Origin of the sequence: Luteimonas chenhongjianii (assembly GCF_002327105.1) — a bacterium.
Classification (GTDB): domain Bacteria; phylum Pseudomonadota; class Gammaproteobacteria; order Xanthomonadales; family Xanthomonadaceae; genus Luteimonas; species Luteimonas chenhongjianii.
Window position 1 is genome coordinate 3,057,802 of record NZ_CP023406.1, and the last position, 25,844, is coordinate 3,083,645.

Consider the following 25,844-nt stretch of genomic DNA (forward strand, 5'->3'; position numbering starts at 1 on the left):
ATCGCGATAAAGAGATATGATCTTCTCCAGATCCGCCAACGGCGCCGCGCATGATCCCGATCAGTTTCGAGTTCTACCCGCCCAAGACCGACGACCAGCGCACGCAGCTGGATCGCACCGTGAGGAAGCTGGCAGCGCACGCGCCCGAATACGTGACGTGCACGTTCGGCGCCGGCGGCTCCACGCTCAGCCACACGCCCGTGACTGTGCGCCGGCTCAATCAAGAGCATCGTCTCGACGCCGCGCCGCACCTGTCGTGCGTGGGCGGCAGTCGCGAGGAGATCCGCGAGCTGCTCGAGCTCTATCGTGCGATGGGCTGCAACCGGATCGTGGCGCTGCGTGGCGACCTGCCTTCCGGCATGGGCCATCCGGGCGACCTGCGTTATGCCTCGGAACTCGTGGCCTTCATCCGCAGCGAGTTCGGCGATCGGTTCCGCATCGAGGTGGGGTGCTACCCGGAGATCCATCCCCAGGCCGATGATGCGCGCGCGGACCTGGGTCATTTCAAGGCCAAGGTCGATGCCGGCGCCGATGCCGCCATCACCCAGTATTTCTATAACGCGGATGCGTATTTCCACTTCGTCGACAGCGCGCGCCGCGCAGGCGTGGAGGTGCCGATCATTCCGGGGGTCATGCCGATTTCGAATTTCAGCCAACTGCGCCGTTTCTCGGAAGGCTGCGGGGCCGAGATCCCACGCTGGATGCTCCGGCAGATGAGCGCTTACGGTGACGATGTCGATGCGATCCGCGAGCTGGCCGTCGACATCGTGACCCGGCTGTGCGAACGCCTGATCGCCGGCGGTGCGCCGGCACTGCACTTCTACACGCTCAACCTCGCCCGCCCGACCCAGGCAGTGCTGGCGCGCCTGTCCTGAGGCGCGTGCCACTGTCGCAGCAGCCGCCCAGCCGCTAGTCTGCACCGATGCCCCACCGATTCCTGACCGCCGTCCTGCTGGCCATCGTGGCCTTGCCGGCGTTGCAGGTGCCGCTCGTCGCCGCGCAGGTCCGACGTTGCACCGGACCCGACGGCGGCACGATCTACACCGACCGCAGTTGCCAGGCCGTCGGCGCGAGCGAGAGTACGCCCCGTCCCGGTGCCGCCACGTCGCATACGCCCCGGTTCAGCTGCCAGCGCCACCTGCGCGGCCTGATCCAGGAACTGGGCTTCGCGATCCACCAGCGCGACACCAATCGCCTGATCGGCCTCTACCACTGGCAGGGCCTGAGCCAGAGCGGCGGTTACCGGATCCTCGACCGCCTGGACGGGATCGCCCAGCGACCGCTGATCGACATCACCGCCCAGCGCCCGGCCCAGCCGGTGTTGGCACAACAGCAGCTCGGGTTCTCGGGCTGGGTCAGCGCGCGCGACATTCCCACCGCAGCGCCCGAGCGCGCGCCCACATCCCTGCGCGTGGACCAGAGCGGCAACGACGGCGGCACCGTACACACGGTGTTCGGCCTGCGCCGCCACCTGGGCTGCTGGTGGCTGAGCCTCTAGCGCGCGCTTCGGGCAGAATCTCCGCTCCATCCTTTGCGAGCGTACCGATGCACTATCCCGAATGGATCTGGCAGAACGGCAGCATCAAGCCGTGGGCCGAGGCCACGACCCATGTCATGTCGCACGCGCTGCACTACGGCTCGTCAGTGTTCGAAGGCATCCGCTGCTACGACACGCCGAGCGGCCCGGCGATCTTCCGCCTGACCGAACACAATCGCCGCCTCTACGCCTCGGCGCGAATCCACGAGATCGAGATTCCCTATGATCTGGACACGCTCAACGCGGCATCGCGCGAGGTGATCCTCAGGAACGGCTTCCGCTCGGCATATCTGCGTCCGGTCGCCTATCGCGGCCTCGGCGGGTTCGGACTGTCGGCCGACACGCCGGTCGATGTCGCCGTCGCGACCTGGCAGATGGGTGCTTATCTCGGCGACGACGTGCTTGAGAACGGCATCGACGCCTGCGTGTCGAGCTGGCAGCGCTTCGCGCCGAACACGATTCCGGCCGGCGCCAAGGCCGGCGGCAATTACCTCTCCGGCCAGCTGGTCGCGCGCGAGGCCCGGCGCCTGGGTTTCGGCGAGGGCATCGCGCTTGCGTCGACGGGCCTGCTCAGCGAAGGCGCGGGTGAGAACCTGTTCCTGGTCTTCGAGGGCGTCCTGCACACCACGCCGGTCAGCGCGGCGCTGCTCAACGGCATCACCCGGCACACGATCATCACCCTCGCCCGCGCCAACGGCATCGAGGTTATCGAGCGCGACCTGCCGCGCGAATATCTGTACCTGTGCGACGAGCTCTTCATGTGCGGCACGGCGGCGGAGATCACCCCGATCCGCTCGGTCGACGGGCGCCAGGTCGGCACCGGCCGCGCGGGCGACGTGACCCGGCGCCTGCAGGACCTGTTCTTCGGCCTGTTCAAGGGCACCACGCCCGACGTACACGGCTGGCTGGAACCGCTGGAGCCGTGAAGGCTTGCCTCGATGCCGGCGTCAGTCCGCCGGCATCGATGGCGCCGGGGGCCGGAACGACAGTGTCGCCACCACGCCGCGGGTCGGACCCGGCACCACGCGCACCTGCCACCCGTACAGGGCGCACAGGCGGCGCACGATCGACAGGCCGATGCCGCCGCCCTGCGAATGCTCGGCATGGGTGCCGCGATAGCCACGTTCGAACAGGCGCGCGGCATCCTCGGCGCTGAGGCCCGGCCCGGAATCGGCCACCTCCACGGCGTGATCGCCCAGGCGCACGACCACTTCGCCCTCCAGGGTGTATTTGATCGCGTTGCCCACCAGGTTGCCGACGGCGACGGTGACCGCCGACTCCGGGGCATCGACGATCAGCGGCCGCGGGCCTGCCTCCAGCCGCAGCGTGAGCGGCTTGCCGCCGAGCTGCCCTCGGTGCGCGTCGAACAACTGCTCGACGACGCGGCCGACATCGGTCGCCCCGTGGCCGCGTTCGTTGCGCGACAGCAACAGCAGTGCACTGATCAGGTCGGTGCACTGCTGCTCGGCGCGCTGGATGCGCAGCAGCCGGGTACGGGTCTTGTCGTCGAGGTCGGGCCGCGACAGCAGCAGCTCCACCGCGCCGCGTATCACCGCCAGCGGTGTGCGCAGTTCATGGCTGACATCGGCGTTGAACTCCCGGTCGCGCTGGACAACTTCGGTCAGCCGGAACGCATAGTCGTCGAGTGCGCTGGCCAGCTGGCCGACCTCGTCATCCGGGAAATGCGGCGCCAGCGCCTCGGGCATGGAGCTGTCGCCCGATCGGCTCAGGCGTGCGGCCAGCGCCGACACCGGGCTCATGACCCGGGCCGCCGACCACCAGCCGATCAGCAGCGACAGCAGCGACACCAGCACCACCGATCCGAAGATCGCCCGCTGGAACTGCGTCGCGCCGCGCATCGTCTCGCTCATGTCATAGGCGAGGAAGAACCACTCATCGGGCGTCTTGCGCACGGCGAGCTTGTACATGAAGGGCGTGCCATCCTCGTCGATGCCGCTGAGGTTGTGGATGCCGTCGCCGAGTTCGTACCAGTCGGGCTGCTCACGGCGCAGCTCCTCGAAGCGCTCGCGCTTGACCACGCGCGCGCGGATCTGCTCAACCGGAACTGCCGGATTGCGCGCCGGATCCACGTAGTAGCGTCGCGCGTACTCGTCGATGTTGCGGTTCATCAGGTCTTCGACCAGCGTGTTCTCGACGCGGTCGCGCGCTTCCTGGGTCAGGAACGCGAAGATCGTCGTGAGCCCGAGACCGAGCAGCACGAACGACAGGATGATGCGGCTGCGCAGCCGCCTGCGGAAACGGCGGCGACCGCGGGTCCGGGCCGGTCGGCCCGGACTCGATTCAGCTGGCCGCATCGGGAACCGCGATGCGGTAGCCGATCCCGTGGCGGGTCTGGATGTAGGGAACGTCGAAGGGCTTGTCGATCACCGCACGCAGCCCATGGATGTGCACGCGCAGGGAATCGGAATCGGGCAATTCCTCACCCCAGACCCGGGTTTCCAGCTCCTGGCGGGTCACCACGGCCGGGGATGCTTCCATCAGTGACTGCAGGATCTTCAGGGCGGTCGGATTGAGCTGCAGCAGCTTGCCGCCGCGGCGCACCTCCAGGGTGTCGAGGTTGTACTCGACATCCCCCACATCGAGCACGCGCGTGTGGGTGCCCTTGCCCCGCCGCGAAAGCGCGTTGAGGCGCACTTCCACTTCCTGCAGCGCGAACGGCTTGACCAGATAGTCGTCGGCGCCGGAGTCGAAGCCGGCCAGCTTGTTGTCGAGGCTGTCGCGCGCGGTGAGCATCAATACCGGCGTCTGCTTGCGCGCGTCGTTGCGCAGCTTGCGGCACACCTCCAGACCATCCATGCCCGGCAGGTTGAGGTCAAGCACGATCGCGTCGAAGTCGTGGACCACCGCGAGATGCAGGCCGGTCACGCCATCGGCAGCGAAATCGACCGTATGCCCGCGGTCTTCGAGGTAATCCCCGAGATTGGCGGCAATGTCCTGGTTGTCTTCGATAACGAGAATGTGCATTGAAACCTCTTAACGTACATTTATTAGTTCTTCGGATTTTTTCTGGTTCCGCATGAGGTCCTGCGCGTTGTCGCGCTCGCGGTTGCGCTCGGCAACCGTCATGCACCGATTGATGGAACGGTTGGAACCGACCGGCTTCTCGCGCCTGCAGACCAGACGGCTGTCCGCGTGGGCACGGGTCAGCAGGGCGTTGACCCGGCCCTGCTCGTTGAATATCTCGACCCTCGTCAGCTCAGGCAAACGTCCCACGTCCTGCACGTCGCCAAGCAGCCCCGACATCCGGGCGAGCGAGTCTCGCACGATCTGCATATCTTCCGGAGAAATCTCCTTGTAGACCTCTCCGTCGGCCAAGGCCTGGAGGATCGCCTGACGCTGCGCCTCGAACGATCGGCCCAGGTCCACGCCCTTGTCCAGCGCGACTGCATCGTTCGCAGTGACGTTCGCACTCACCGGGCCCAGCGGAAGAAACGCGAGAAGAACCGGAAGCATCCACTTGCACATGCGACACCTCCTGTAATCGAACGACGTTCGCACACCGCGGCCGCGTTGCAATCCTCCCGATTCTGCCTGTAGGGCCTGGACGGGACAATGATTGCCGCTGCGTCCACAAAAAGACCCGGGCGAAGGGTCGCCCGGGTCGAAGGTGTTGCCCCGATTGCCGTCATCCGCTAAGTCCCCGGCGAACCGGGGTGGAGAGAGCGCTAGCGCATTCCGGACTTGCAGGCTACGCGCGCCGCCGTCGAAATAAGGTAAGAAATCGTTCAACTTCCGTTGGCCGGGGCCTGCCGCCCACGGCGGCCGCCTGCGCGGCCCCGGACATGAGCCGCGAGGTGATCGACGATGCCACCGGCGATGTCGTCACAGGTGGCCGCCTCGATGCCCTCCAGACCTGGGGAGGCGTTGACCTCGAGCACCAGCGGGCCACGCTCGGAGCGGATGAGATCCACCCCGGCGATACCCAGACCGATCACCTGGGCCGCGCGCACGGCGACCGCGCGCTCCTCGGGCGTGGTGTCGACCGGCGTCGCAGTCCCGCCGCGATGGAGGTTGGAGCGGAAGTCGCCCGGCGGCGCCTGCCGCTGCATCGCTCCGATCACGCGATCACCCACCACGAAACAACGCAGGTCGGCGCCCTGCGCCTCGGCGATGAACTCCTGCACCACGAAGCTCGCATACAGTCCCCGCAGTGCTTCAACGACGCCGCGCGAGGCCGAGGGCTTTTCGGTGAGCATTACCCCCGCGCCCTGGCTGCCCTCGTTGAGCTTGATCACGTGCGGCGGCGGGCCCAGCATCGCCAGCAGGTCGTCGGTGTCGTCCGGGTTGTCGCCGAACACCGTGACCGGCAGGCCGAGGCCCTCGGCGGCGAGCAGTTGCTGGCAGCGCAGCTTGTCGCGCGCGCGCGCGAACGCCGCCGAGGGATTCGGCGCGAAGGTGCCCATCAGTTCGAACTGGTGCAGCACCGCGCAGCCGTAGCGCGTCACCGACGCTGCAAAGCGGGGAATCACGGCGTCGTAGTCGACGATCGGCTTGCCCTTGTAGCGCATCGAGATGCCCTCGCTGCCGATGCGCATGTAGCAGCGCAGCGGATCGAGCACGCGCACCGAATGCCCGCGCGCGCGCGCCGCCTCGACCAGGCGCCGCGTGGAATAGAGCCTGGTGTTGCGGGAGAGGATCGCGAGCTTCATCGAATCACCGGTAGGGCGCATGCCCGAGGACAGCCGCCAACGAAAAGCGGCGACACCAGTTTCATTGGTGTCGCCGCCGGATGCAGCTGGAACGTGGAGCGGGTGATGGGAATCGAACCCACGCTAGCAGCTTGGGAAGCTGCAGTTCTACCATTGAACTACACCCGCGCGAGATGCCCAGTCTATGCTGCGGCCGCGCGCGTTGGCAACGCCGCCGACGTGACGGCAGCGTTGCGCGCCCGGATCAGAAGCCCGCGCCGATCGTCGCGAAGAAGGTCGTGTTGCTGCCGGCCTTCTGCCCCACCGTCAGACTCGCGCCGACGTTGGCATCCAGCCCGAACAGACGGGTCTGGGTGCCCAGCGTCGCAGTCGCGTAGCTGTCGTCGTAGCCGCGTGCCGGAACGGCATAGGGCAGCGTCGACGGCAGCGACTGGGCCTGCGCGAAGGCCTCCGCCGGGGCGTCCTCGAATTCGCGGTCGACGGTGAGACGCGCGTAGGGGCGGAGCGCATCGCTGGCGGCATACGCGATCTGCCAACCGGCGCTGCCGACCAGCGAGTCGATGTCCTGGGCCGGATAGGCCAGCGAGCTCGACAGCGTGGGCTCGCTCTCGGCGAATCCGTCGATCTTGATGCGCTGGCCAACCAGCGAAAGGACCGGGCCATGCTGCAGCGCGCCCTCGCCGAAGTTCCATCCTGCGGCGATCGCTGCGGTCGTGTTGCTGCCGTCCGCCTGGCCACGATGCAGACGGGTGACCGGACCGATCTGCACGGTGCGGTCGGAGTCGACGTCCAGCCAGGTGTAGCTGAGCTGCGCATTGACCCAGGCACCGCCGTCGGCGCGCCAGCCGATGAAGGCGCCGGCCGTGGTCTCGGCCTGATCCCAGCTGCCGCGGCGCATGCCCCAGTCGTTACCCTGCTTGCCGTAGCCGATGAAGCCGCCGAACGTCGCGGCGCCCGTCGTCCAGTCGAGCCCCGCGGTCACCGCCGGGCCGACACCGTCATAGGCATCGCCATGGTCGTAGCGCTGCATGTCGGCGCGCACGTCCGTCCACCAGCTGCGGCCCTCGCCGCGGGCCGGCGCCAGGCTCAGGCGACTGTTGATCCGGTCCGCCCGGGCGCGGCCGGTCATCGCCGCCGACTGCGGCAGGACCGCGATCTGCTGCGGGCCATCGATCATGGCAATTGCAAGGTCGGCGATCATCTCGTTGGCGCGCGCCGCCGGATGCACGCCATCGGCGAACAGGTACGACTCCCCGGCGGACGGCGTCACATAGGAATTGGGATTACAGAACAGCGAGGAATCCCCGGCAGGCGCAGGCTGGGTGCGGCATGCCGGCGAGGTCACGTTGGCGAAGCCGTACAGCGCCGGCGCGGCCGAGACTTCCTGCAGGAAGCGGAAGGCGTCCACCGGGATCACCCGCAGCCCCTGGCTTGCGAGCCCGCCGTAGAGGGCAGCGTTATAGGTGCTCGCGAGCTGGGTGCCGGCCGCCATCGCCGCGGCGCCGCCGGCGCGCGACTGCGGGGTGAGGCCCAGATCGGGGATCGCCGGCACGACGACATAGCGCGCGCCTGCGTTCTGCAACGCAGCGACCAGACCGACCTGCGCGGTCACCGCCGCGCCGATGATCTGCTGGGCCTGGGCGGGGGCCGCCGAGACTGCGAACAGATCGTTTGCGCCGCCCCAGACACTGTAGAGCGCGTCGGCATCCGCGCGCCCGCCGTTGGCGGCCAGATAGCGGCTCACCTGGGTCTGCAGCGATGGCACGCTGCCCAGCGCAGTCGCGGTATCGACCGCAATGCGCGCACCGCCGACCGCGTAGTTGTCGCCGCTCTGACCGTTGCCGTTGGGGGTTGCCCGCGTGCCGTAGCGGTCGGCGACGTATTCGGCCCAGGTCAGGCCCGGATTGGTGGTGAAACGTCCGAGGATCGCGCCTTGCGGGCCGAGCAGCTGAGGTTGCGTCAGCACCGGCCGGAAGTAGCCCGAATCGGTCAGGCTGTCGCCGAAGAACACGGTGCGGGAGAACGTCTCGGCAGCGAAAGCAGGACCGGCGGCAGCAGCAACGATTGCCACGGCAAGGGCGGCACGGATGGGCCTGAACGACATCGGGGGAGCTCTCCTGGAAATTCCGGCCGGGGACGATCCACCGGGCCGGGCGCGGCGCGGACCACGGCCGCGTCGGGCGCGGATGATCCCACGCGTATTCACCCGCGGCACGCCGCACTGCCGCACGGATGCGCCGAACAAGCGAAGCGGCGACAATTGCCCCATGGACATCCGACTCAACGGCGAGGAACTCGCCATCGAAGCCGGCAGCACGGTCTCCGCGCTGCTCGAGCAGCAGGGCCTGACGGGCCGCCGCGTCGCCGTGGAGGTCAACGGCGAGATCGTGCCGCGCGGGCGCCATGACACCCATGTAATCACCGAAGGGGATGCGGTCGAGATCGTCCACGCCCTGGGTGGCGGCTGAGCGGAACGCGCGACGCGACGCTCAGCAGGTCTTTGCGCCCCTGAGGCAGTTGCCCTGCCGAGGCGCCAGGCGCTGCCTGGCGCACGCCACCCTGCCAACCGCTCTCGCCTGGCCCCAATGGGCTGCCGACCGCAGCCGGCCAGCCTCTTCGTGGGCGAAGCGATCGGCCCGCGGTTGCGCCATCGCACGGCCGCCTGTTCACGTGCTCCGCGCGCAGCCGTGTCCGCATCGGCGATAATCCCCCAATGACCACCGCTCCCAATGCAGATGCCGGCCTCGTCATCGCCGGCAAGACCTATTCCTCCCGCCTGCTGACCGGCACCGGCAAGTTCAAGGATCTCGACGAGACGCGCCTGGCCACCGAGGCCGCGGGCGCACAGATCGTCACCGTCGCGATCCGGCGCACGAACATCGGCCAGAACCCGGGCGAGCCCAATCTGCTCGACGTGCTGCCGCCGGACCGGTACACCATCCTGCCCAACACTGCAGGCTGCTATACCGCCGAAGACGCGGTACGCACCTGCCGCCTGGCACGCGAGCTGCTCGACGGTCACAACCTGACCAAGCTCGAAGTGCTGGGCGACCAGCGCACGCTGTTCCCCGACGTCGTGCAGACGCTCAAGGCCGCCGAGCAGCTGGTCAGGGACGGCTTCGACGTCATGGTCTATACCTCCGACGATCCGATCCTGGCCAAGCGGCTGGAGGAGATCGGCTGCGCCGCGGTGATGCCGCTGGCCGCACCGATCGGCTCGGGCCTCGGCATCCAGAACAAGTACAACCTGATCGAGATCATCGAAAACGCCAAGGTGCCGATCATTGTCGACGCCGGTGTGGGCACCGCGTCCGACGCCGCGATCGCGATGGAACTGGGCTGCGACGGCGTGTTGATGAATACCGCGATCGCCGGCGCGCGCAATCCCGTGCTGATGGCCAGCGCGATGCGCAAGGCGGTCGAAGCCGGTCGCGAGGCGTTCCTTGCCGGTCGCATTCCGCGCAAGCGCTTCGCCAGCGCCTCCTCGCCGGTCGACGGCCTGGTCGGCTGATCGCGGCGCGATGACCAACCCGTTTTCCAGCGAAGGCGCCAAGGCCCCGCCCAAGCCGTTCACGGCTGTCGAAGGCCGACGCGAGATCCGCAGCTTCGTGCTGCGCCAGGGGCGGTTCACGCCGGCGCAGCAGCGCGCATTCGATGGCGCCTGGCCGAAGTTCGGGCTGGACTACCAGGGCACGCCGCGTGATTTCGATGCCGCCTTCGGCCGCAGCGCGCCGCGTATCGTCGAGATCGGCTTCGGCAACGGCGCTGCGCTGCGCCACTCGGTGCGGATGGATCCCGCGCGTGACCACATCGGTATCGAGGTGCATGCGCCCGGCGTGGGGCGGGTGCTCAATGCACTGGCCGAGGACGGCAACGGCAACGTCCGCGTGTACCACCACGACGCGGTCGAAGTGCTGGAGCACGAGATCGGCGACGGCGCGCTCGACGAGATCCGCATCTACTTCCCCGATCCCTGGCACAAGAAGCGGCACAACAAGCGTCGGCTGGTGAAGCCCGAGTTCGCGGCGCTGCTGGTGCGCAAGCTCGCGCCCGAAGGACGCCTGCATCTGGCGACCGACTGGGCCGACTACGCCGAACAGATGTGGGATGTGCTCGACGCGACGCCGGGACTGCGCAACCGCGCCGGCTCGCGTGGCCATGTGCCGCGTCCTCCGTGGCGGCCACAGACCCATTTCGAGACGCGCGGACAGAAGCTCGGACACGGCGTCTGGGACCTGCTCTACGACCGCGTCGCAGACGGCGCCAGCGGACAGTAGTGTCGTGATACGGGCCCCTGGACGCCGGGTTCGACATCCGCTGCACGCGGCGCCGCGCAGTCTGTTGCCGATGGCCTGCGCCCGGAACGCCTCACGCTCCGCTCTCCGCCCGCACGGTGCGCGACGCTGATGGACACCGCGCTCGCGCTCACCACGGACATGAAGATCGTACTGGCCCTCGTCGGTCTGACGATGGTGCTGTTCGTATTCCAGCGCGTACGCGCCGACCTGGTCGCACTGGTGGTGCTGGTGATGCTGGGGCTGACCGGGCTGGTGGCGCCCGAGGACGTGTTCAACGGCTTCTCCTCGAACGCGACGATCAGCGTGATCGCCACGATGATCCTCGGCATGGGTCTGGACCGGACCGGCGCGCTCAACCGGCTCGCGGGCTGGCTGCTGCGCCGCTCCAAGGGCATGGAGCAGCGCCTGCTCCTGCTGACCGCCGGCATTGCCGGCCTGAACTCGTCCGTGATGCAGAATCCCTCCGTCATGGCCCTGTACATGCCGGTCGCCGCGCGACTCGCCTCGCGCTCGGGCCTGCGGCTGGCGCAGATGCTGCTGCCGATCTGCGTGGCGATCGTCATGGGCGGCACCCTGACGATGGTGGGCAGCTCGCCGCTGATCCTGCTCAACGACCTGCTGACCGCGGCCAATGCCAACCTGCCTTCGGGCGCGGCGACGCTGGAATCGCTGAACATGTTCGCGCCGCTGCCGATCGGTCTGGTGCTGCTGGCCTCGGGCCTGGCGTATTTCCACTTCCGAGGCCACGACCAGCTGCGAGAGCTCGAGGATGGCAGCGAAGGCAACGTGACTCCCGCACGGACGCAGAGCTATTTCGCCAGCGCCTACGGGATCGAGGGCGACGTCTACGAACTGGTGGTCACCGCGGAAAGCCCGATGGTCGGCATGACCTTCGGCGAGGCCGAGGCGATCCATGATGCGCCGGTGCTGCTGGCGCTCAAATCCGAGAACGAGTCGCGGCTGGCGCCGCCGGCGGATGCGCGCATCTGGGTGGGCAGCGTGATCGGCGCGATGGGCCAGCGCCAGCAGGTCGCCGACTTCGCCCAGAACCAGTTCCTGCGCATGAGCACGCGGCTGCGCAATTTCGGAGATCTGTTCAATCCCAGCCGCGCCGGGATCGCCGAGGCCGTGGTGCCGCCGACCTCCAAGTTCATCGGCAAGTCGGCGACCGAGCTGAACCTGCGCAAGGAATACGGCGTGCGCCTGCTGGCGATCAACCGCGACAAGGAAGTGATCCGCGACAACGTGCGGACCATGCCGCTGCGCGCCGGCGACATGCTGGTGCTGCACAGCATCTGGCAGGACCTCGCCAAGACCGCCAAGTCGCTCGACTTCATCATCGTCACCGACTACCCCAAGGGCGAGCAGCGCCCGCACAAGTTCAAGGTCGCGATGGCGATCTTCGCGGTGACCCTGCTGATCGCGCTGTCGTCACGGGTACCGACCTCGGTCGCCCTGATGACCGGCGTGGCCGGCATGCTGGTATTCGGCGTGCTGAAGATGGACGAGGCCTACAGCGCGATCAACTGGAAGACGGTGTTCCTGATGGCCTGCCTGATCCCGCTGGGCTGGGCGATGGATTCCAGCGGCGCGGCGGCGTGGGTCGCCGGCCACACGATCGAGCGCCTGCCCAGCGGCCTGCCGATCTGGGTGCTGGAAATCGCCGTCGCACTGCTGACCGCGGCGTTCTCGATGGTGATCAGCCACGTGGGCGCGACGATCGTCGTGGTGCCGCTGGCGATCAACCTCGCGCTGGCGGTGGGCGGCAACCCGACCGCGTTCGCGCTGATCGTCGCGCTGTCGGCCTCGAACAATTTCGTCACCCAGTCCAATCCGGTGATGTCGATGATCATCGGTCCAGCCGGCTACAAGGCGCGCGAGCTGTGGAAGATCGGTGTGCCGATCTCGCTGATCTACACCGCGATCGTCGTGACGATGGTCAATCTGCTGTTCTGATCCGATGGGCTCAGGCGAGCACGACCTGCCCGTCGACCACCGCCACTGCGACCCCGCGCAGCGAGGCTCCCTTGCAGGGGCCGGCCACGCACAGTCCATCGTCCACCGAGAAGCTGGCGCCGTGGGCCGCGCAGATCACGTCGCCGGATTTCGATCGCAGGAACTGTCCGGGCGCCCAGTCCAGGCGACGCCCGGCGTGGGGACAGATGTTCAGCCACGCCCGCACCTGCTGTCCCTGCCGGAACAGCATCAGCGATTCCGCGTCGCCGTCGACCAGTGCCTCCACCTCCGTAAATCCGCCATCGGCAATTGCGTCGAGGGCGAGCAGGGGCGCCGCCCTGTCACGTGGCTTTAACGAATGCATTACAACTCCGGGGCGATGTCGACCGATACTGGACACCGGCCAATCGGCCTCATTGTGTCACGACGCTTCTGGAACCCATGTCAAACGCCTTCTTCCGCGACCTGCATGCCCGATTCGACGCCTCCGGCGTGCGCGCGATGTTCGCGCCGCGCAAGCCACGTCACCCGCTGCTGCGAATCGCGCTCGGCCTGGTCGGCGTCGCGATGCTGGCCATGCTGTTGGTGGCCGGCCTCTTCGTGGGCGCGGCGATGATCCTGTTCGGGGTCACCCGTCGTCTGCTTGTACGCCGGCCGGCGGCGCGTCCCGAGACCCGCATCGTGGACGCCGAATACCGCGTCGTCCGCGAGCGCACCCAGGTCGTGCTGCGCTGAATCCCCTGCGCGGCCACGCCGCGCCCGCTGTTGACCCCAACACCCCATTGCGCCGCACGGCGCGAAAGGATTTCGCGATGACAGTCTCCGTGCGTGATGTCGTGCCCGCCATCGAACCCGTCCGCCTGCCGGTGCGCGGCGGCGGTGTTTTCCCGGTGCGTCGCGTGTACTGCGTGGGTCGCAATTTCGCCGACCATGCCAGGGAAATGGGCGCGCAGGCCCCGACATCGAAGGCCGCCCGCGGCACACCGGTGTTCTTCGCCAAGCCCGCGGATGCGGTGGTGACCGCCGCTGCAGTGCCCTACCCGACTGCGACGCAGGATCTGCACCACGAAGTGGAGCTGGTCGTCGCGCTCGGCGCCGACGCGCCGCCCGGTGAGCTTGCGGTCGACGCCGCGCAGGCGCTGGTGTTCGGCTACACCGTCGGGCTCGACCTCACCCGGCGCGATCTGCAGGCCGCGGCCAAGGCCAAGGGTCTGCCATGGGACGTCGCCAAGGGCTTCGATGCATCGGCGCCGGTCGGCGAGCTGGTGCCCGCCGAGGATGTCGGTCCCCTCGCACCGCGCACCCTCTCGCTCGAGGTGAATGGCGAACGCCGGCAGGCATCGACGCTTGACCAGCTGATCTGGGACGTGCCCGAGATCCTGCACGAGCTGTCGAAGCTGTTCGCGCTGCGGGCCGGCGATCTGGTCTTCATGGGAACGCCTGCGGGTGTGGCCGCCTTGCAGCCCGGCGACCGCTGCGTGGCGCGGCTCGACGATGTGATCGAACTGCATCTGGAGATCACTCCGCCGTCGCTATAGTCGGCACCGTGTCTCCCCCAAGTGCAGGAGTGATCCATGGGCATCCTCGGCGAGTTCAAGGAATTCGCGGTCCGCGGCAACGTGATCGATCTTGCGGTGGGCGTGGTCATTGGCGCTTCGTTCGGAAAGATCGTCACCGCTCTGGTCGACCAGATCATCATGCCGCCGGTCGGCTGGCTGATCGGCGGCATCGATTTCGCGGACCTTGCCATCACGCTGCGCGGGGCCACGATCGACGCCGCGACCGGCGAGGAGATCCCCGCGATCACGATCGGCTACGGCATCTTCATCAACACCGTCATCCAGTTCATCATCGTCGCCTTCGCGATCTTCATCGCGGTGAAGTTCATCAATCGCCTCAGGCGCAAGCAGGCGGATGCACCGGAAGCCGACAAACCCGCCGAGCCCAGCGAGGAAGTGCAGCTGTTGCGCGAGATCCGCGATTCGCTGCGCAGCCAGCCCTGACTTCTTCGACAGCTTCGCAATTCCACGGGCCGCGCGCACAATGCCGCGGCCCGTTTTCTTTCCGCTGGAGTGTCCGCTTGCGCATCCCGTCCCTCAGGCCGTTGGCCGTTTCCCTGCTGTCGTCCGCGTTGCTCTCCGCAGCGCCCCTGCTTGCGCAACCGCGCGGGGATGCACCGATGTCCCGGGCATCGATCGAGCTGGCCACGCAGTTGCGCGAGCGCGCGGTGGCCGACGGCACCGCCTATGCGCTGATCGAATCGCTGACCACCGAGGTCGGCCCGCGCCTGCCGGGCAGCGAAGCGGATGCGCGCGCGGTGGCCTGGGCCAAGGCGCGCTTCGAGGCACTCGGCTATGACAAGGTCTGGACCGAACCGGTGACGTTTCCCAAGTGGGAACGCCGCAGCGAGCGGGCTGCGGTCGTGGGTGCGCATGCGCAGCCGCTGGTGATCACCGCACTGGGCGGCAGCCCGGCCGGCGATGTCACCGCAGAGCTCGTGCGCTTCGACAGCATCGCTGCCCTGGAAGCCGCCGATCCCGCGGCGCTGCGCGGCAAGCTCGCCTTCGTCGACGTGCCGATGGCGCGCTCGCGCGACGGCAGCGGCTATGGCGCCGCCGGTCCCGTGCGCAGCCGCGGACCGTCCATCGCCGCCCGCAAGGGTGCGGCTGGCTATCTGATGCGCTCCATCGGCACCAGCCCGCACCGCGTCGCCAATACCGGCATCACCCGCTTCGACGCCGATGTCACGCCGATTCCATCGGCGGCGCTGTCGTTGCCCGATGCCGACCAGCTCACCCGCCTGCTGCAGCGCGGGCCGGTGCAGGTGCATCTGGCGCTGGATGTGGGCTGGAACGGCGAGTACACCTCGCAGAACGTGATCGCCGAACTCACCGGCCGGGAAGCGCCGGAGGAGATCGTGCTGATCGGCGGGCACCTCGATTCATGGGACCTGGGCACTGGCGCGGTCGACGACGCCTCCGGCGTCGGCATCTCGATGGCCGCCGGCCATCTGATCGCGCAGCTGCCGCAGCGCCCGCGTCGAACCGTGCGCGTGGTGGCGTTCGCCAACGAAGAACAGGGCCTGCTCGGCGCTCGCGCCTACGCCGACGCGCATGGCGGCGCGGACGTCATCGCCAGGCACATCATCGGTGCGGAAAGCGACTTCGGTGCGGGCCGCATCTATGGCTTCAACACCAGCGCGCCGGCCGACCAGCGCGCGACCAGCGACGCGATCGCCGAGGCGCTGCGCCCGCTCGGCATCGACTATCTGCAGGACCAGGGCAGTCCGGGCCCCGATATCTCGCCGCTGGCGGCCAAGGGCGGCGCCTGGGGCTGGCTCGGCCAGGACGGTTCGGATTACTTCGATCTGCACCACAACGCCGACGACACACTCGACAAGGTCGATCCAGACGCGGTCGCGCAAAACACCGCCGCGTACGCCGTGTTCGCTTGGCTCGCAGCGGAATCCGAAGGCGGATTCGGCAGCGCGCCGAAAGCCGCGCCCTGAGCGGTCAGCGCCGCGCCGCCAGCACCCAGATGCCGCGCGGCAGACCGCACGCGGCATCGCGGACGTAATGCATCCGGGCATGCGCAAAGCCTGCCCGGATCAGCAATGCTGGCAAGTCCCAGCCGAAGTGGTGGAAACACAGCACGCCGCCGCCGAGCGGATCGCCATGGAATTCGGCCGGCCCGTGGTGGACCACCTCGCCGCCCTGGCCGAGGCTCGCGATGCGTTTGCTGTGTGCGGCGTCCTGGTAGAACGGCACGGTGGCGATCAGATGACCGCCCGGCCGGAGCACTCGGGCGAACTCGCGGAACGCGGCCTCGGCGTCGGGCACATGCTCGAGCACATCGAGACTCAGGGCCGCGTCGAGGGTGGCGTCCGCAAACACCAGTCGGGTGACGTCGCCGCGGTGCACCTGCTGATAGACCCCGCGGCGCCACAACCACAACATGAGCCGCAGCCGGCGCAACGGTGCATGGACGTACTCGGAGCCGATGAGCGCCGGGAACCGCGCGCGCAGCGCGACGTACAGCGGGCTGGCCTGCTCGGTCAGATACGCGCGCGCCCCCGGATCCAGGCCGGCAGACGCCAGTACCCGCGCCACCGCCCGTTGGCGCGCCATGCACCCACAGGCAGCACAGTGCATGCCCTCGCGGGTATCGGCGGGCTGCATCGGCGGCAGGAACCCGCGTCCCGCGCCACAGGCATCGCAGCGTCCTGCCACGGCCTGGCCTGCGGCCGGTTCGGCGTCTGCCAGGAGCACATCCGGCGCCGCCGCCTGCCAGGCGTCGTAGTCGGACCAGCCTGGATCCACGCTCAGCGCAACCGGGCCGACCATTGCGCCAGCAGCACTGCGGTGGCCGCCGACACGTTGAGGCTTTCGACCTTGCCGCTGCCGGGGATGCACAGGCGCAGGTCACAGGCCTTCACGAGCTCGGCGTCCATGCCCTCGCCCTCGGCGCCGAGCACGAAGACCAGACGTTCCGGCAGCTCTGCCGCGAACACGTCGTCGCCGCCGCGGACCACCGTGGCCGCGAGCTTGAAGCCGGCGCTGCGCAACTGCGCAAGCGCGTTGTCCTCACGCCCCAGGCGCACGAACGGGACCGCTTCCGCGCCGCCCTCGGCGACGCGCGCCGCCGCGCCCGACAACGCCAGCGGCGAGGTCTTGGGCAGCAGCACCGCGGAGACGCCGAAGTGCGCCGCCGAGCGCAGGATCGCACCGAGGTTGTGTGGATTGCCCACGCCGTCGAGCCACAGCGCGCATGCGGGTCCTGCAGGCAGGGACTGCAGCCACGTCCCCAGCGACTGCGGCGCCTCGCGCAGCACGTCGGCGACGACGCCTTCGTGGTGCGCGCTCGACGCGAGCTTGCGCAGATCGTCCTCGGCGACCACGCGATACCCGACCCGGTTCGCCGCGCACCACTTCAGCAGCGGCTGCAACTGCGGAATGCGCGCCTCGAGCAGATAGAGCTTGCGGATCGCCTCGGGCCGACGCGCGAACACGGCGTCGATCGCATTGCGCCCGTAGAGGCGCATCTCGCGCCTGTCTTCAGCCTCGCCGGCGGCAGCGACGTCGTCGGCACGCGCATCGGGCCGCGGTGCGGCAGCGCGCGGCGGCTCGGGGTTCGGCCGCGCTCGTGCGCCCCACGGGCTGTCGCGTCCCGGCGCGGGCGCTGGAGTTCGGGGTGTGTCCTGGCCGCCACCGGGCCAACGTGATTTCGTCATGTCAGGGAGCCTTGCGCCAGAAATCGGCATTGCGGATCCCGAGCCTGTCGGGATCGAAAACCGGGTCGAGACCCTGCTTCTTCTGCGTCTCGTAATCGCGCAGCGCGAGCATCGCGGGCTTCTGCAGGATCAGGATCGCGACGATGTTGAGCCAGGCCATCAGGCCCACGCCGATGTCGCCCAGCATCCACGCCATCTCCGCGCTGCGCACGGCGCCGAAGATCACCATGCCCAGGATCGCGATGCGGAGCAGCAGCGTACGGCCCGGACGTACGACGTGGTTGTTCAGGTAGGTCAGGTTGGTTTCGGCCATGTAGTAATAGGCCATGATGGTGGTGAACGCGAAGAAGAACAGCGCCGCCGCGACCAGGCCCGCGCCCCAGCCCGGCAGGATCGATTCGATGCCCGCCTGGGCGAAACCCGAGCCTGCTTCGACGCCGGGCAGTGCCTGCTGCAGCACGGTGCCGTCGGGCAGGATCACGTTGTACATGCCGGTCGCCAGGATCAGGAACGCGGTCGCAGTGCACACCAGCATCGTGTCGAAGTAGATCGCCCACGCCTGCACGTAACCCTGCTTGGCAGGATGCGACACCTCGGCCGCGGCGGCGGCGTGAGGCGCGGTGCCCTGGCCGGCTTCGTTGGCGTAGATGCCACGCTTGACGCCCCACTCGATCGCCAGGCCCAGCATCGCGCCGAAGCCGGCGTGCACACCGAACGCGCTCTCGAAGATGATGCGGAACATCGTCGGCACGAAATCGTAGTTGATGATCATCACCGCGACGGCGATGAAGATGTACGCCAAAGCCATCACCGGCACGACCAGTTCGGCGAACGCGGCGATGCGCTTCACGCCGCCGAAGATGATCACCGCCAGCATCAGCGCGACGGCGATGCCGATAACGGCCTTGAGCGCGACGCGTGCGTCCATGCCCATCCACTGGCCGCTCAGATCACCGCAGACCGAGGTACCCACGCACGCATTGGCGATGCTGTCGGCGATCGCGTTGGCCTGCACGCCGGGCATCAGCAGACCGGCGGCGATCAGCGTTGCGAAGGCGAAGGCCAACGCGTACCACTTCAGGCCCATGGCCTTTTCGATGTAGTACGCCGGGCCGCCGCGATAGCGGCCTTCGTTGTCCTTTTCCTTGTAGATCTGCGCCAGCGTGCACTCGACGAACGACGTCGAGGCGCCGAGGAAGCCCATCACCCACATCCAGAACACCGCGCCGGGACCACCAAAGGCGATCGCGGTGGCGACGCCGGCGATGTTGCCGATGCCGATACGACCGGCCATCGACATCGCCAGCGCCTGGAACGAAGACACGCCCGCATTCGAGCTCTTGCCGCTGAAGGTCAGCCGGGTCATCTCGACAAAACCGCGAACCTGCATGAAACGGGTCCGGAACGAGAACCAGAGGCCCGCGCCCAGGCACAGCGCGATCAGCGCCTTGCTCCAGATCAGCCCGTTCAATGCACTGAAAAATGTATCCACGATGCGCGATGCTCCCGTCGGGTGGCTGTCGCGATCCCCGCCGCGACTGGCCGACACGATACCCGCATTTCCGCGCTGCGTGCCCCCGCGCCGTGACCTTTTGTCCCCGCCCGATCAGCTGCCGGCAGCGCCGCGCAGCAGGCCGAACACGCGCAGATCGTGCAGGCCATCGGCCTTGCGGATCGCGCCACGCAAACGCCCTTCCTCGACGAAGCCGTTGAGCTGCAGGACGCGAGCCGAGGCCGGGTTGCTGTCGAGCACCTGCGCCTGCAGGCGCACGAGCGCCAGGGCCTCCATCACCCATGGCACGTACCGGGCGACAACCTGGCGCATCACCCCGCGGTTCCAGTGCGCGCGGCCGAGCCAGTAGCCGAGTTCCGCCGAATGTGCGCGTTCGCCGGACGGGTCGTGACGCACGCCGATGCTGCCGCAGGCGACACCGTCGATCTCGATCGCCAGTACCGGCTGGATCAGGTCGACGACACGACCGGCGAGAAAGCGCGCGCCGTCGGCGCGCGTGTAGGGGTACGGAAAGCGCTCGCTCAGACCGCGAACAAGCAGTGGATCGTCCGCATGGTGCAGCAGCGCGTCGAGATCATCGGCGCGCCATCGACGGAGCACGAAGCCCGGCCCGACGAGGCGCACCGCATCCCAGCGCGGGGCATCAGGCATGGCCACTGACCACGGGCGTTTCCGCCTCCAGCCGCTCGAGTTCCTGCGCGAGCGCATCGGGCGAGCGCGTGAACGGCGCAAGCAGCGCATAGAAGGCCGGCACCACGAACAACGACAGCAGCGTCGAGAACGCGACACCGAAGATGATCACCACGCCGATCGTCGCCCGGCTGGCCGAGCCCGGCCCGCCCGCGACCACCAGCGGAACCGCACCGACGATCGTCGCCGCGGCAGTCATCAGGATCGGGCGCAGGCGCACCGCCGAGGCCTCGGCGATCGCCTCGCGCACGCTGCGGCCGTCGTCGCGCAACTGGTTGGCGAACTCGACGATCAGGATGCCGTTCTTCGCTGCCAGGCCGATCAGCATCACGATGCCGATCTGGCTGAAGAGGTTGAGCGTGCCGCCGGTTGCCCACAGCCCGAGCAACGCGCCGAGCACCGCGAGCGGCACCGTGAGCATGATCGACAGCGGATGCACGAAGCTCTCGAACTGCGCGGCCAGCACCAGATACACGATCAGCAGCGCCATCGAGAAGGTCAGCAGGACCGCCCCGCCGGCCTCCTGGAATTCCCGGCTCTCGCCCTTCCAGTCGATCTGCGCGTAATCGGGCAGTTCCTCGGCCGCCACCTGCCGGGTCCATTCGATCGCCTCGCCCATCGTGTAACCGGGCGCGAGGCCTGCGGAGATGGTGATCGCACGGAGACGGTTGAAGCGGTTGAAACTGCCCGGCTCGGCGATCTCGCTCAGCGTGACCAGGTTAGACAATGGCACCAGCGCGTTGTCGCGGCCGCGCACGAACGTGTCCGACAGGTCGGACGGTGTCATCCGGCGGTCGCGGTCGGCTTGGAGCAGCACGTCGTATTCCTCGCCGTTGTCGACGAAGGTCGTGACCTGGCGCGAGCCCATCATCGTCTCGAGCGTGCGGCCGATCTCCTGCACCGACACGCCCAGATCGGCGGCGCGGGCGCGGTCGATGTCGACGCGCATCTGCGGACGCGTTTCCTTGTAGTCGGAATCGGGATCCTGGATACCGGGGTTGTCGCGCATGCGCGCCAGGATGCGATCACGCCACTGCGCGATCTCGGCGTAGTCCGGCCCGCCGAGCACCAGCTGGTAGCGCTGTCCACGGCTTCCGATCAGGCCCCCGGGCACGTTGGCGCGCACCTGCACACCCGGCAGCTCGGCAAATTGCGCGCGCAGCGTCTCCACCACATCGCGCGTCGGCACATCGCGCTCGCGCCAGTCCTGGAGGAACACGATGACCTGGCCGTTGTGCATCTCCTCACTGCCGCCCCAGCCGCGCGGCACGCGCGAGTTGGCGCGTTCGATCGGCTGGTCCGGGCCGACCAGCGGCTCGAAGATCGCTTCCACCTGCTGCATCTGGGCCACGGTGTAATCGAAGCCCGCACCTTCCGGCCCGTCGACCGTGACGAAGAAGCGGCCCCGATCCTCGGCCGGCGACAACTCGCTGGGCACCCGCCAGAACAGCAGCAATGCAGCGACCAGGCATGCCCCGATCGACAGTGCCAGCAGCAGGATCAGCTTCGGGCCCCGCAGGGAGACCAGCGCTTCCACCCGCCGGCCGTAGCCGGCGCTGAGACGGTTGAGGTGGCGGTTGGTCCAGGCATTGAAGCCGGTCGGCTTGCCGTGCTTGCGCACCAGCTTCGAGCACATCATCGGCGTCAGCGTCAGCGCGATGAAGGCCGACAACGCGACCGCGCCCGCCAGCGTCACCGACAGCTCGCGGAACAGGCGCCCCGAGTTGCCCTCCATGAAGCCGACCGGCAGGAACACCGCCACCAGCACCGCCGTCGTCGCGATGACCGCGAACGCGACCTGTGCGGTACCGCGTCGCGCCGCGACCAGTGGAGGCTCGCCGAGATCGGCACGCCGCTGCACGTTCTCCAGCACGATGATCGCGTCGTCGACGACCAGACCGATGCACAGCACCAGCGCCAGCAGGGTCAGCAGATTGATCGAGAAGCCGAACATGTACAGCGCGGTGAACGCCGCCACCAGGCAGACCGGCGCGGTGACGGCGGGAATGATCGCCGCGCGCAGGCTGCCCAGGAACAGCCAGATCACCACGAACACGAGCGCCATCGCCTCGAACAGCGTCCAGTAGACGCGGGTGATTGCAGAGTCGATGAACACCGTGTTGTCGGCGGCGACGAAGATCTCGGTGCCCTCGGGCAGCGAGGCCTGGATGCGCTCGGCCTCGGCGCGCGCGGCGCGGGCAACGTCGAGCGCATTTGCGGTGGACGTGCGCACGATGCCGAGGCCCACATTAGGCACCGAATTGCTGCGCATGTAGGAACGACGCTCGGCGGTGCCAAGCTCGATGCGGGCGACATCGCCCATGCGCACCACGTAGCCGTCGTCACCGCGGCGGACCGGAATCTGCGCGAACTGGGAGGGCTCGCGGTACCCGCGCTCGACGCGCAGGGTGAAGTCGCGTGTCGCCGATTCGATGCGGCCAGCTGGCAGCTCGACGTTCTCGTTGCGCAGCGCCGCCTCCACGTCCGCTGCCGCCACCTTGCGGGCGGCCATCGCATCGCGGTCGAGCCAGATGCGCATCGCGTAGCGCTGGCTGCCGCTCAGCTGCACGCGCGCGACGCCGTCGAGCGAGGACAGGCGGTCGAGCACGTAGCGGTCGGTGTAGTCGGTCAGCTCGAGGGTGTCCATCGTGCTCGAGCGCAGGTTGAGCCACATGATCGCGTCGGCGTCGGCTTCGACCTTGGAGATCTGCGGGGCATCGGCTTCGATCGGCAACCGGTCCACGACCCGGCTGATGGCGTCGCGCACATCGTTGGCGGCGGCCTCGATGTCACGCGAGAGGTTGAACTCGATGGTGACGTCGGCGCGGCCGTTGCGGCTGCGCGACTCGATCGTGCGGATGCCTTCGATGCCCGCCAGCGCGTCCTCGAGGATCTGGGTGATGCGGGTTTCCACGACCGCGGCCGAGGCGCCCGGGTAGGACACGTCCACCGAGACGATCGGCGGATCGATATTGGGCATCTCGCGCAGCGTCAGGCGGGTGAACGCCATGATGCCGAGGACGACCAGCAGCAGGCTGATCACGACGGCGAAGACCGGCCGCCGGATCGAGATGTCCGAGATGATCATGGCGCGGCCCCGCCGGCCGCCTCGCCTTCATCGACCGGTTGAGATTTCGCTTCCTGCACCGTGCCTTCGACGATCGTCATGCCCGGGCGCAACTTGCCGGTGCCATCGACGACGATACGCGTACCCGGCTCGAGGCCGTTGACGATCTCGGCCAGCCCCTCGCGCCGCACACCGATGGTCACCGGCGTCTGCTCGACGGTTTCATCCTCGAGCACCCGATAGACGAACGTATCCCGGCCCACCTGGATGACCGCGATCTCCGGAATCATCAGGGCCTGGCGCTGTTGCTGCTCGAGCCGGACCTGGATCAGCATGCCCGGGCGCAGACGCATCTGCGGGTTGGCGAACTTCGCACGCACGGTGACCGCGCGTGTGTCGGGATCGATGCGGGAATCGACGATCTGGACCTCGCCCTCGATGTCGGCGCCCGGATAGGCGGCGCTGCGTCCGAACACCCGTTGCCCGGGCGCGATCGAGGCCAGGCGGACCTCGGGCAGCGGGAAGTCGACATAGACGCTAGCGATGTCGTCGAGCGTCGCGATCGCCGTGCCCGGCGTGACCAGTGCCCCGGGGCTGACCTGGCGCAGGCCCAGCACACCGGCGAACGGTGCGCGGATCGTCCGGTCGCCGATGTTGGCGCGCATCTCGGCCACCTGGGCGCGTGCCGACTCGCGGTTCGCGCGCAGGGTATCGATCGAGGCGCGGGCGATCAGCTGCTGGCCCACCAATTCATTGCCGCGGACGTACTGCTGCTCGGCCTCGCGCGCGGCGGCTTCGGCCGCGCGCAGCGTCGCCTGCTGCTGGTTGCCCGACAGGGTCACCAGCACGTCGCCGGCGGCGACCCGGTCGCCACTTTCGAAATGCACGCGCTGCACCGTCTCGCTGACCTTTGCGGTGATGGTCACCGACTCGCGCGCATTCACCGTGCCCAGCGCCGCGAGCGTGTCGTTCCACTGGCGCGACTCGACGACCGTAGTCGTCACCGGTACCGCGCCTGGCGCCGCCGGACCGCGCGATGGCCCCTGCGCGCTCCCGCCACATGCGGACAGCACGCAGGCGAAGGCAATGCCTAGGAGCCGCAACGACAGGGCGGGATGGGCGAAGTCATGCTTGGACAAGGGAAAACCTGCGGGGGGATACGGAAAAACCGCCCGATCTTAACCGTTGGCCGGTGAGGCCGACCGTGCCATCAGATGGTCGCGAAAAAACAGCGTTCCACGTCAACCGCTGGCTGCGGCGTGCGTTATGGCCCAATCTGCGGAAACCGCGCGCCCGCGCTTCGTCTAAGGCACCCCCCATGCCCCTCTACGACAGCATCCTGCAGACCATCGGCAATACGCCGGTCGTCCGCCTGCACCGTCTCGCTCCGCCGAACGTCGAACTCTACGCCAAGGTGGAATCCTTCAATCCGGGCGGCTCGGTCAAGGACCGGCTGGCGCTGGCGATCATCCTCGACGCCGAGGCGCGCGGGGTGCTCAAGCCCGGCGGCACCGTGGTCGAGGCGACATCCGGCAATTCCGGCGTGGCGCTCGCAATGGTCTGCGCGGCGCGCGGCTACAAGTTCGTCGCCACGATGGTCGAGACGTTCTCGATCGAACGCCGCAAGCTGATGCGCGCCTATGGCGCCAAAGTCATCCTCACACCGGCTGCCGAACGCGGCAGCGGCATGGTGCGCCGGGCGAAGGAGCTGTCCGAGCAGCACGGCTGGTTCTGGGCCAGCCAGTTCGAGAACCCGGCGAACCCGGCCTACCACCGACAGACGACCGCGGCCGAGATCCTGCGCGACTTCGCCGGGCGCCGGCTCGATCACTTCGTCACCGGCTGGGGCACCGGCGGCACGCTGACCGGCGTGGGCGAGGTGCTGCGGGTCGCGCGGCCGGACGTGAAGATCACCGCCTGCGAACCTGCCGGCGCCGCCCTGCTGCAGGGCAAGGACTGGGCACCGCACAAGATCCAGGGGTGGACGCCCGATTTCATCCCCGCCGTGCTCAACCGCGACGTCGCCGCCCAGGTGCTGTCGATCGACGACGCACTGGCGATCGAGACCGCGCGCAGGCTGGCGACCGAGGAAGGCATCTTCGTCGGCATCTCCGCCGGCGCCACCGCCGCTGCCGCGCTCGAAGTGGCCCGCACCGCGAACGATGGCGACGTGATCCTGACGATGCTGCCCGATACCGGCGAACGGTATTTCTCGACGCCGCTGTTCGCCGATGTCAGCGAGGGCTCGGACGACGACTGGCTTGCCGGCCTGCCCTGACTCACGCGCCTTATGGCGCGCACGCCGGTGCGGGCCAGGCATTCACCCTGCGCACCGCACGAGGCCAACCAAGCCACAGCGCCAGTCCGCCGCCGACGACCACCACGGCAAGCACCCAGAACAGCCAGCCGTAGTTGGCACTGTCCCGCGCACGACCGTTTCCTGCCGCGCCTCGCTCAGCAGCGGCGAGCAGTGCCTGGCGACCGTTTCGCGGGCCGCGTCCTCGCTCATGCCCGGCTTGGCGTCGCGCAGACGCCTGGCCGCATTTGCCGTTGGCGATCTTGGCGGCCACCTCGCTCGGCAGCGTGCCGGTCGGTTGCGGGGCCGAACCGCCGGCAGGCTGGAAGGGATCGTCAGGATCCAGCGCGCCCGATGGATGCTCGGCCAGCCGCTGCACCGCCGTCCGCGCATCGACGGCCCCGAGCCCGGGATTGGCGTCCTGCAGATGCCGGATGGTTTCGCTGACGCAGCCCCGTCGCAAGGCATCATGGACCGCGAGCGGCACATGCAGGCGGCTGGATCGGGAAACAGCATTCATGACGCTCTCCTTCGGCTCGGGCGCCGACAGCCTGGTTGGCGGCTGCCGGCGCAGCACTCACCCCGCC

25 protein-coding genes and 1 tRNA gene are annotated in these 25,844 nt (G+C 68.5%); 12 read left to right on the forward strand and 14 right to left on the reverse strand.

Annotation, left to right across the window (positions count from 1 at the left end; translation table 11 throughout):
* Positions 1–50 precede the first annotated feature (50 nt).
* Genes metF through CNR27_RS13830 form a run of 3 tightly spaced genes read left to right on the forward strand, consistent with a single transcriptional unit; the run spans position 51 to position 2,463 of the window.
* Positions 51–875 carry a methylenetetrahydrofolate reductase [NAD(P)H] gene (gene metF, locus CNR27_RS13820; RefSeq protein ID WP_096299669.1) on the forward strand — a complete coding sequence of 275 codons (825 nt, stop codon included), beginning with the start codon at positions 51–53 and terminating at the stop codon, positions 873–875.
* 47 nt (positions 876–922) lie between these two features.
* Complete coding sequence (locus tag CNR27_RS13825; RefSeq protein WP_096299671.1) at positions 923–1,498, forward strand: hypothetical protein; 576 nt, start codon at positions 923–925, stop codon at positions 1,496–1,498.
* A gap of 47 nt (positions 1,499–1,545) precedes the next feature.
* On the forward strand, positions 1,546–2,463 hold the full coding sequence (locus CNR27_RS13830) for a branched-chain amino acid transaminase (RefSeq protein WP_096299673.1): 918 nt from the start codon (positions 1,546–1,548) through the stop codon (positions 2,461–2,463).
* Between the two features lie 21 nt (positions 2,464–2,484).
* On the opposite strand, the gene CNR27_RS13835 is transcribed toward CNR27_RS13830, so the two are convergent.
* The 6 genes from CNR27_RS13835 to CNR27_RS13860 form a co-directional block, all read right to left on the reverse strand.
* The gene (locus CNR27_RS13835; protein WP_096299675.1) at positions 2,485–3,852 is read right to left on the reverse strand and encodes a sensor histidine kinase; all 1,368 of its coding nucleotides are present in this window, start codon (positions 3,850–3,852) and stop codon (positions 2,485–2,487) included.
* Entirely contained in the window at positions 3,839–4,522 is a 684-nt protein-coding gene (locus tag CNR27_RS13840) for a response regulator transcription factor (protein ID WP_096299677.1), read from the reverse strand. The genes CNR27_RS13835 and CNR27_RS13840 overlap by 14 nt, the downstream gene beginning before the upstream one ends.
* Before the next feature lie 9 nt (positions 4,523–4,531).
* The gene (locus CNR27_RS13845; RefSeq protein ID WP_096299678.1) at positions 4,532–5,023 is read right to left on the reverse strand and encodes a hypothetical protein; all 492 of its coding nucleotides are present in this window, start codon (positions 5,021–5,023) and stop codon (positions 4,532–4,534) included.
* A gap of 260 nt (positions 5,024–5,283) precedes the next feature.
* Entirely contained in the window at positions 5,284–6,207 is a 924-nt protein-coding gene (rimK, locus tag CNR27_RS13850) for a 30S ribosomal protein S6--L-glutamate ligase (protein WP_096299680.1), read from the reverse strand.
* Positions 6,208–6,301: 94 nt separating this feature from the next.
* Positions 6,302–6,375, reverse strand: a tRNA-Gly gene (locus CNR27_RS13855).
* 76 nt (positions 6,376–6,451) lie between these two features.
* Entirely contained in the window at positions 6,452–8,311 is a 1,860-nt protein-coding gene (locus tag CNR27_RS13860) for an autotransporter domain-containing protein (protein ID WP_096299682.1), read from the reverse strand.
* 163 nt (positions 8,312–8,474) lie between these two features.
* Here CNR27_RS13860 and thiS point away from each other — a divergent pair, with 163 nt between their 5' ends.
* The 4 genes from thiS to CNR27_RS13880 all read left to right on the forward strand — a co-directional run bounded on the left by thiS (position 8,475) and on the right by CNR27_RS13880 (position 12,461).
* Positions 8,475–8,675 carry a sulfur carrier protein ThiS gene (gene thiS / locus CNR27_RS13865; protein WP_096299684.1) on the forward strand — a complete coding sequence of 67 codons (201 nt, stop codon included), beginning with the start codon at positions 8,475–8,477 and terminating at the stop codon, positions 8,673–8,675.
* A gap of 245 nt (positions 8,676–8,920) precedes the next feature.
* Positions 8,921–9,718, forward strand: coding sequence for a thiazole synthase (locus CNR27_RS13870; RefSeq protein WP_096299686.1), 798 nt, complete (start codon positions 8,921–8,923; stop codon positions 9,716–9,718).
* 10 nt (positions 9,719–9,728) lie between these two features.
* The gene (gene trmB, locus CNR27_RS13875; RefSeq protein ID WP_096299688.1) at positions 9,729–10,484 is read left to right on the forward strand and encodes a tRNA (guanosine(46)-N7)-methyltransferase TrmB; all 756 of its coding nucleotides are present in this window, start codon (positions 9,729–9,731) and stop codon (positions 10,482–10,484) included.
* Positions 10,485–10,613: 129 nt separating this feature from the next.
* Positions 10,614–12,461: an SLC13 family permease gene (locus tag CNR27_RS13880; protein WP_096299690.1), complete on the forward strand. Its 1,848-nt coding sequence runs from the start codon at positions 10,614–10,616 to the stop codon at positions 12,459–12,461.
* Between the two features lie 10 nt (positions 12,462–12,471).
* Here CNR27_RS13880 and CNR27_RS13885 read toward each other — a convergent pair whose 3' ends face one another.
* Entirely contained in the window at positions 12,472–12,825 is a 354-nt protein-coding gene (locus CNR27_RS13885; protein ID WP_096299692.1) for a Rieske (2Fe-2S) protein, read from the reverse strand.
* A 101-nt stretch (positions 12,826–12,926) separates the two neighbouring features.
* On the opposite strand from CNR27_RS13885, the gene CNR27_RS13890 reads away from it, so the two are divergent.
* The 4 genes from CNR27_RS13890 (at position 12,927) to CNR27_RS13905 (ending at position 15,969) form a co-directional block, all read left to right on the forward strand.
* Positions 12,927–13,196, forward strand: a complete 270-nt coding sequence (locus tag CNR27_RS13890) for a hypothetical protein (RefSeq protein WP_425435523.1) — start codon at positions 12,927–12,929, stop codon at positions 13,194–13,196.
* Positions 13,197–13,273: 77 nt separating this feature from the next.
* A complete protein-coding gene (locus CNR27_RS13895; protein ID WP_179948190.1) occupies positions 13,274–13,999 on the forward strand; it encodes a fumarylacetoacetate hydrolase family protein in 726 nt (241 codons plus the stop codon).
* 36 nt (positions 14,000–14,035) lie between these two features.
* A complete protein-coding gene (mscL, locus tag CNR27_RS13900; protein ID WP_096299695.1) occupies positions 14,036–14,464 on the forward strand; it encodes a large-conductance mechanosensitive channel protein MscL in 429 nt (142 codons plus the stop codon).
* Positions 14,465–14,640: 176 nt separating this feature from the next.
* Positions 14,641–15,969, forward strand: a complete 1,329-nt coding sequence (locus tag CNR27_RS13905; protein ID WP_096299697.1) for a M28 family peptidase — start codon at positions 14,641–14,643, stop codon at positions 15,967–15,969.
* A gap of 4 nt (positions 15,970–15,973) precedes the next feature.
* Here the strand turns inward: CNR27_RS13905 and CNR27_RS13910 are convergent, their stop codons facing one another.
* From CNR27_RS13910 to CNR27_RS13935, 6 genes are all read right to left on the reverse strand, one after another.
* On the reverse strand, positions 15,974–16,804 hold the full coding sequence (locus CNR27_RS13910) for a class I SAM-dependent methyltransferase (protein WP_096299699.1): 831 nt from the start codon (positions 16,802–16,804) through the stop codon (positions 15,974–15,976).
* Positions 16,783–17,691, reverse strand: a complete 909-nt coding sequence (locus CNR27_RS13915) for a TrmH family RNA methyltransferase (protein ID WP_096299700.1) — start codon at positions 17,689–17,691, stop codon at positions 16,783–16,785. Before CNR27_RS13915 ends, CNR27_RS13910 begins: the two co-directional genes overlap by 22 nt.
* A 1-nt stretch (position 17,692) precedes the next feature.
* Entirely contained in the window at positions 17,693–19,183 is a 1,491-nt protein-coding gene (locus tag CNR27_RS13920; RefSeq protein ID WP_096300690.1) for an alanine/glycine:cation symporter family protein, read from the reverse strand.
* A gap of 114 nt (positions 19,184–19,297) precedes the next feature.
* Positions 19,298–19,855, reverse strand: coding sequence for a GNAT family N-acetyltransferase (locus CNR27_RS13925; protein ID WP_096300694.1), 558 nt, complete (start codon positions 19,853–19,855; stop codon positions 19,298–19,300).
* Positions 19,848–22,982: an efflux RND transporter permease subunit gene (locus CNR27_RS13930; protein ID WP_096299702.1), complete on the reverse strand. Its 3,135-nt coding sequence runs from the start codon at positions 22,980–22,982 to the stop codon at positions 19,848–19,850. The genes CNR27_RS13925 and CNR27_RS13930 overlap by 8 nt, the downstream gene beginning before the upstream one ends.
* Positions 22,979–24,070, reverse strand: a complete 1,092-nt coding sequence (locus tag CNR27_RS13935; RefSeq protein ID WP_425435524.1) for an efflux RND transporter periplasmic adaptor subunit — start codon at positions 24,068–24,070, stop codon at positions 22,979–22,981. The genes CNR27_RS13930 and CNR27_RS13935 overlap by 4 nt, the downstream gene beginning before the upstream one ends.
* Positions 24,071–24,279: 209 nt before the next feature.
* Between CNR27_RS13935 and cysK the strand changes: the two genes are divergently transcribed.
* Positions 24,280–25,239 (forward strand): cysteine synthase A, encoded by a 960-nt coding sequence (gene cysK, locus CNR27_RS13940; protein WP_096299704.1) that lies wholly within the window; start codon positions 24,280–24,282, stop codon positions 25,237–25,239.
* 10 nt (positions 25,240–25,249) lie between these two features.
* Here cysK and CNR27_RS13945 read toward each other — a convergent pair whose 3' ends face one another.
* Positions 25,250–25,834: a hypothetical protein gene (locus CNR27_RS13945; RefSeq protein WP_157745502.1), complete on the reverse strand. Its 585-nt coding sequence runs from the start codon at positions 25,832–25,834 to the stop codon at positions 25,250–25,252.
* Positions 25,835–25,844 lie beyond the last annotated feature (10 nt).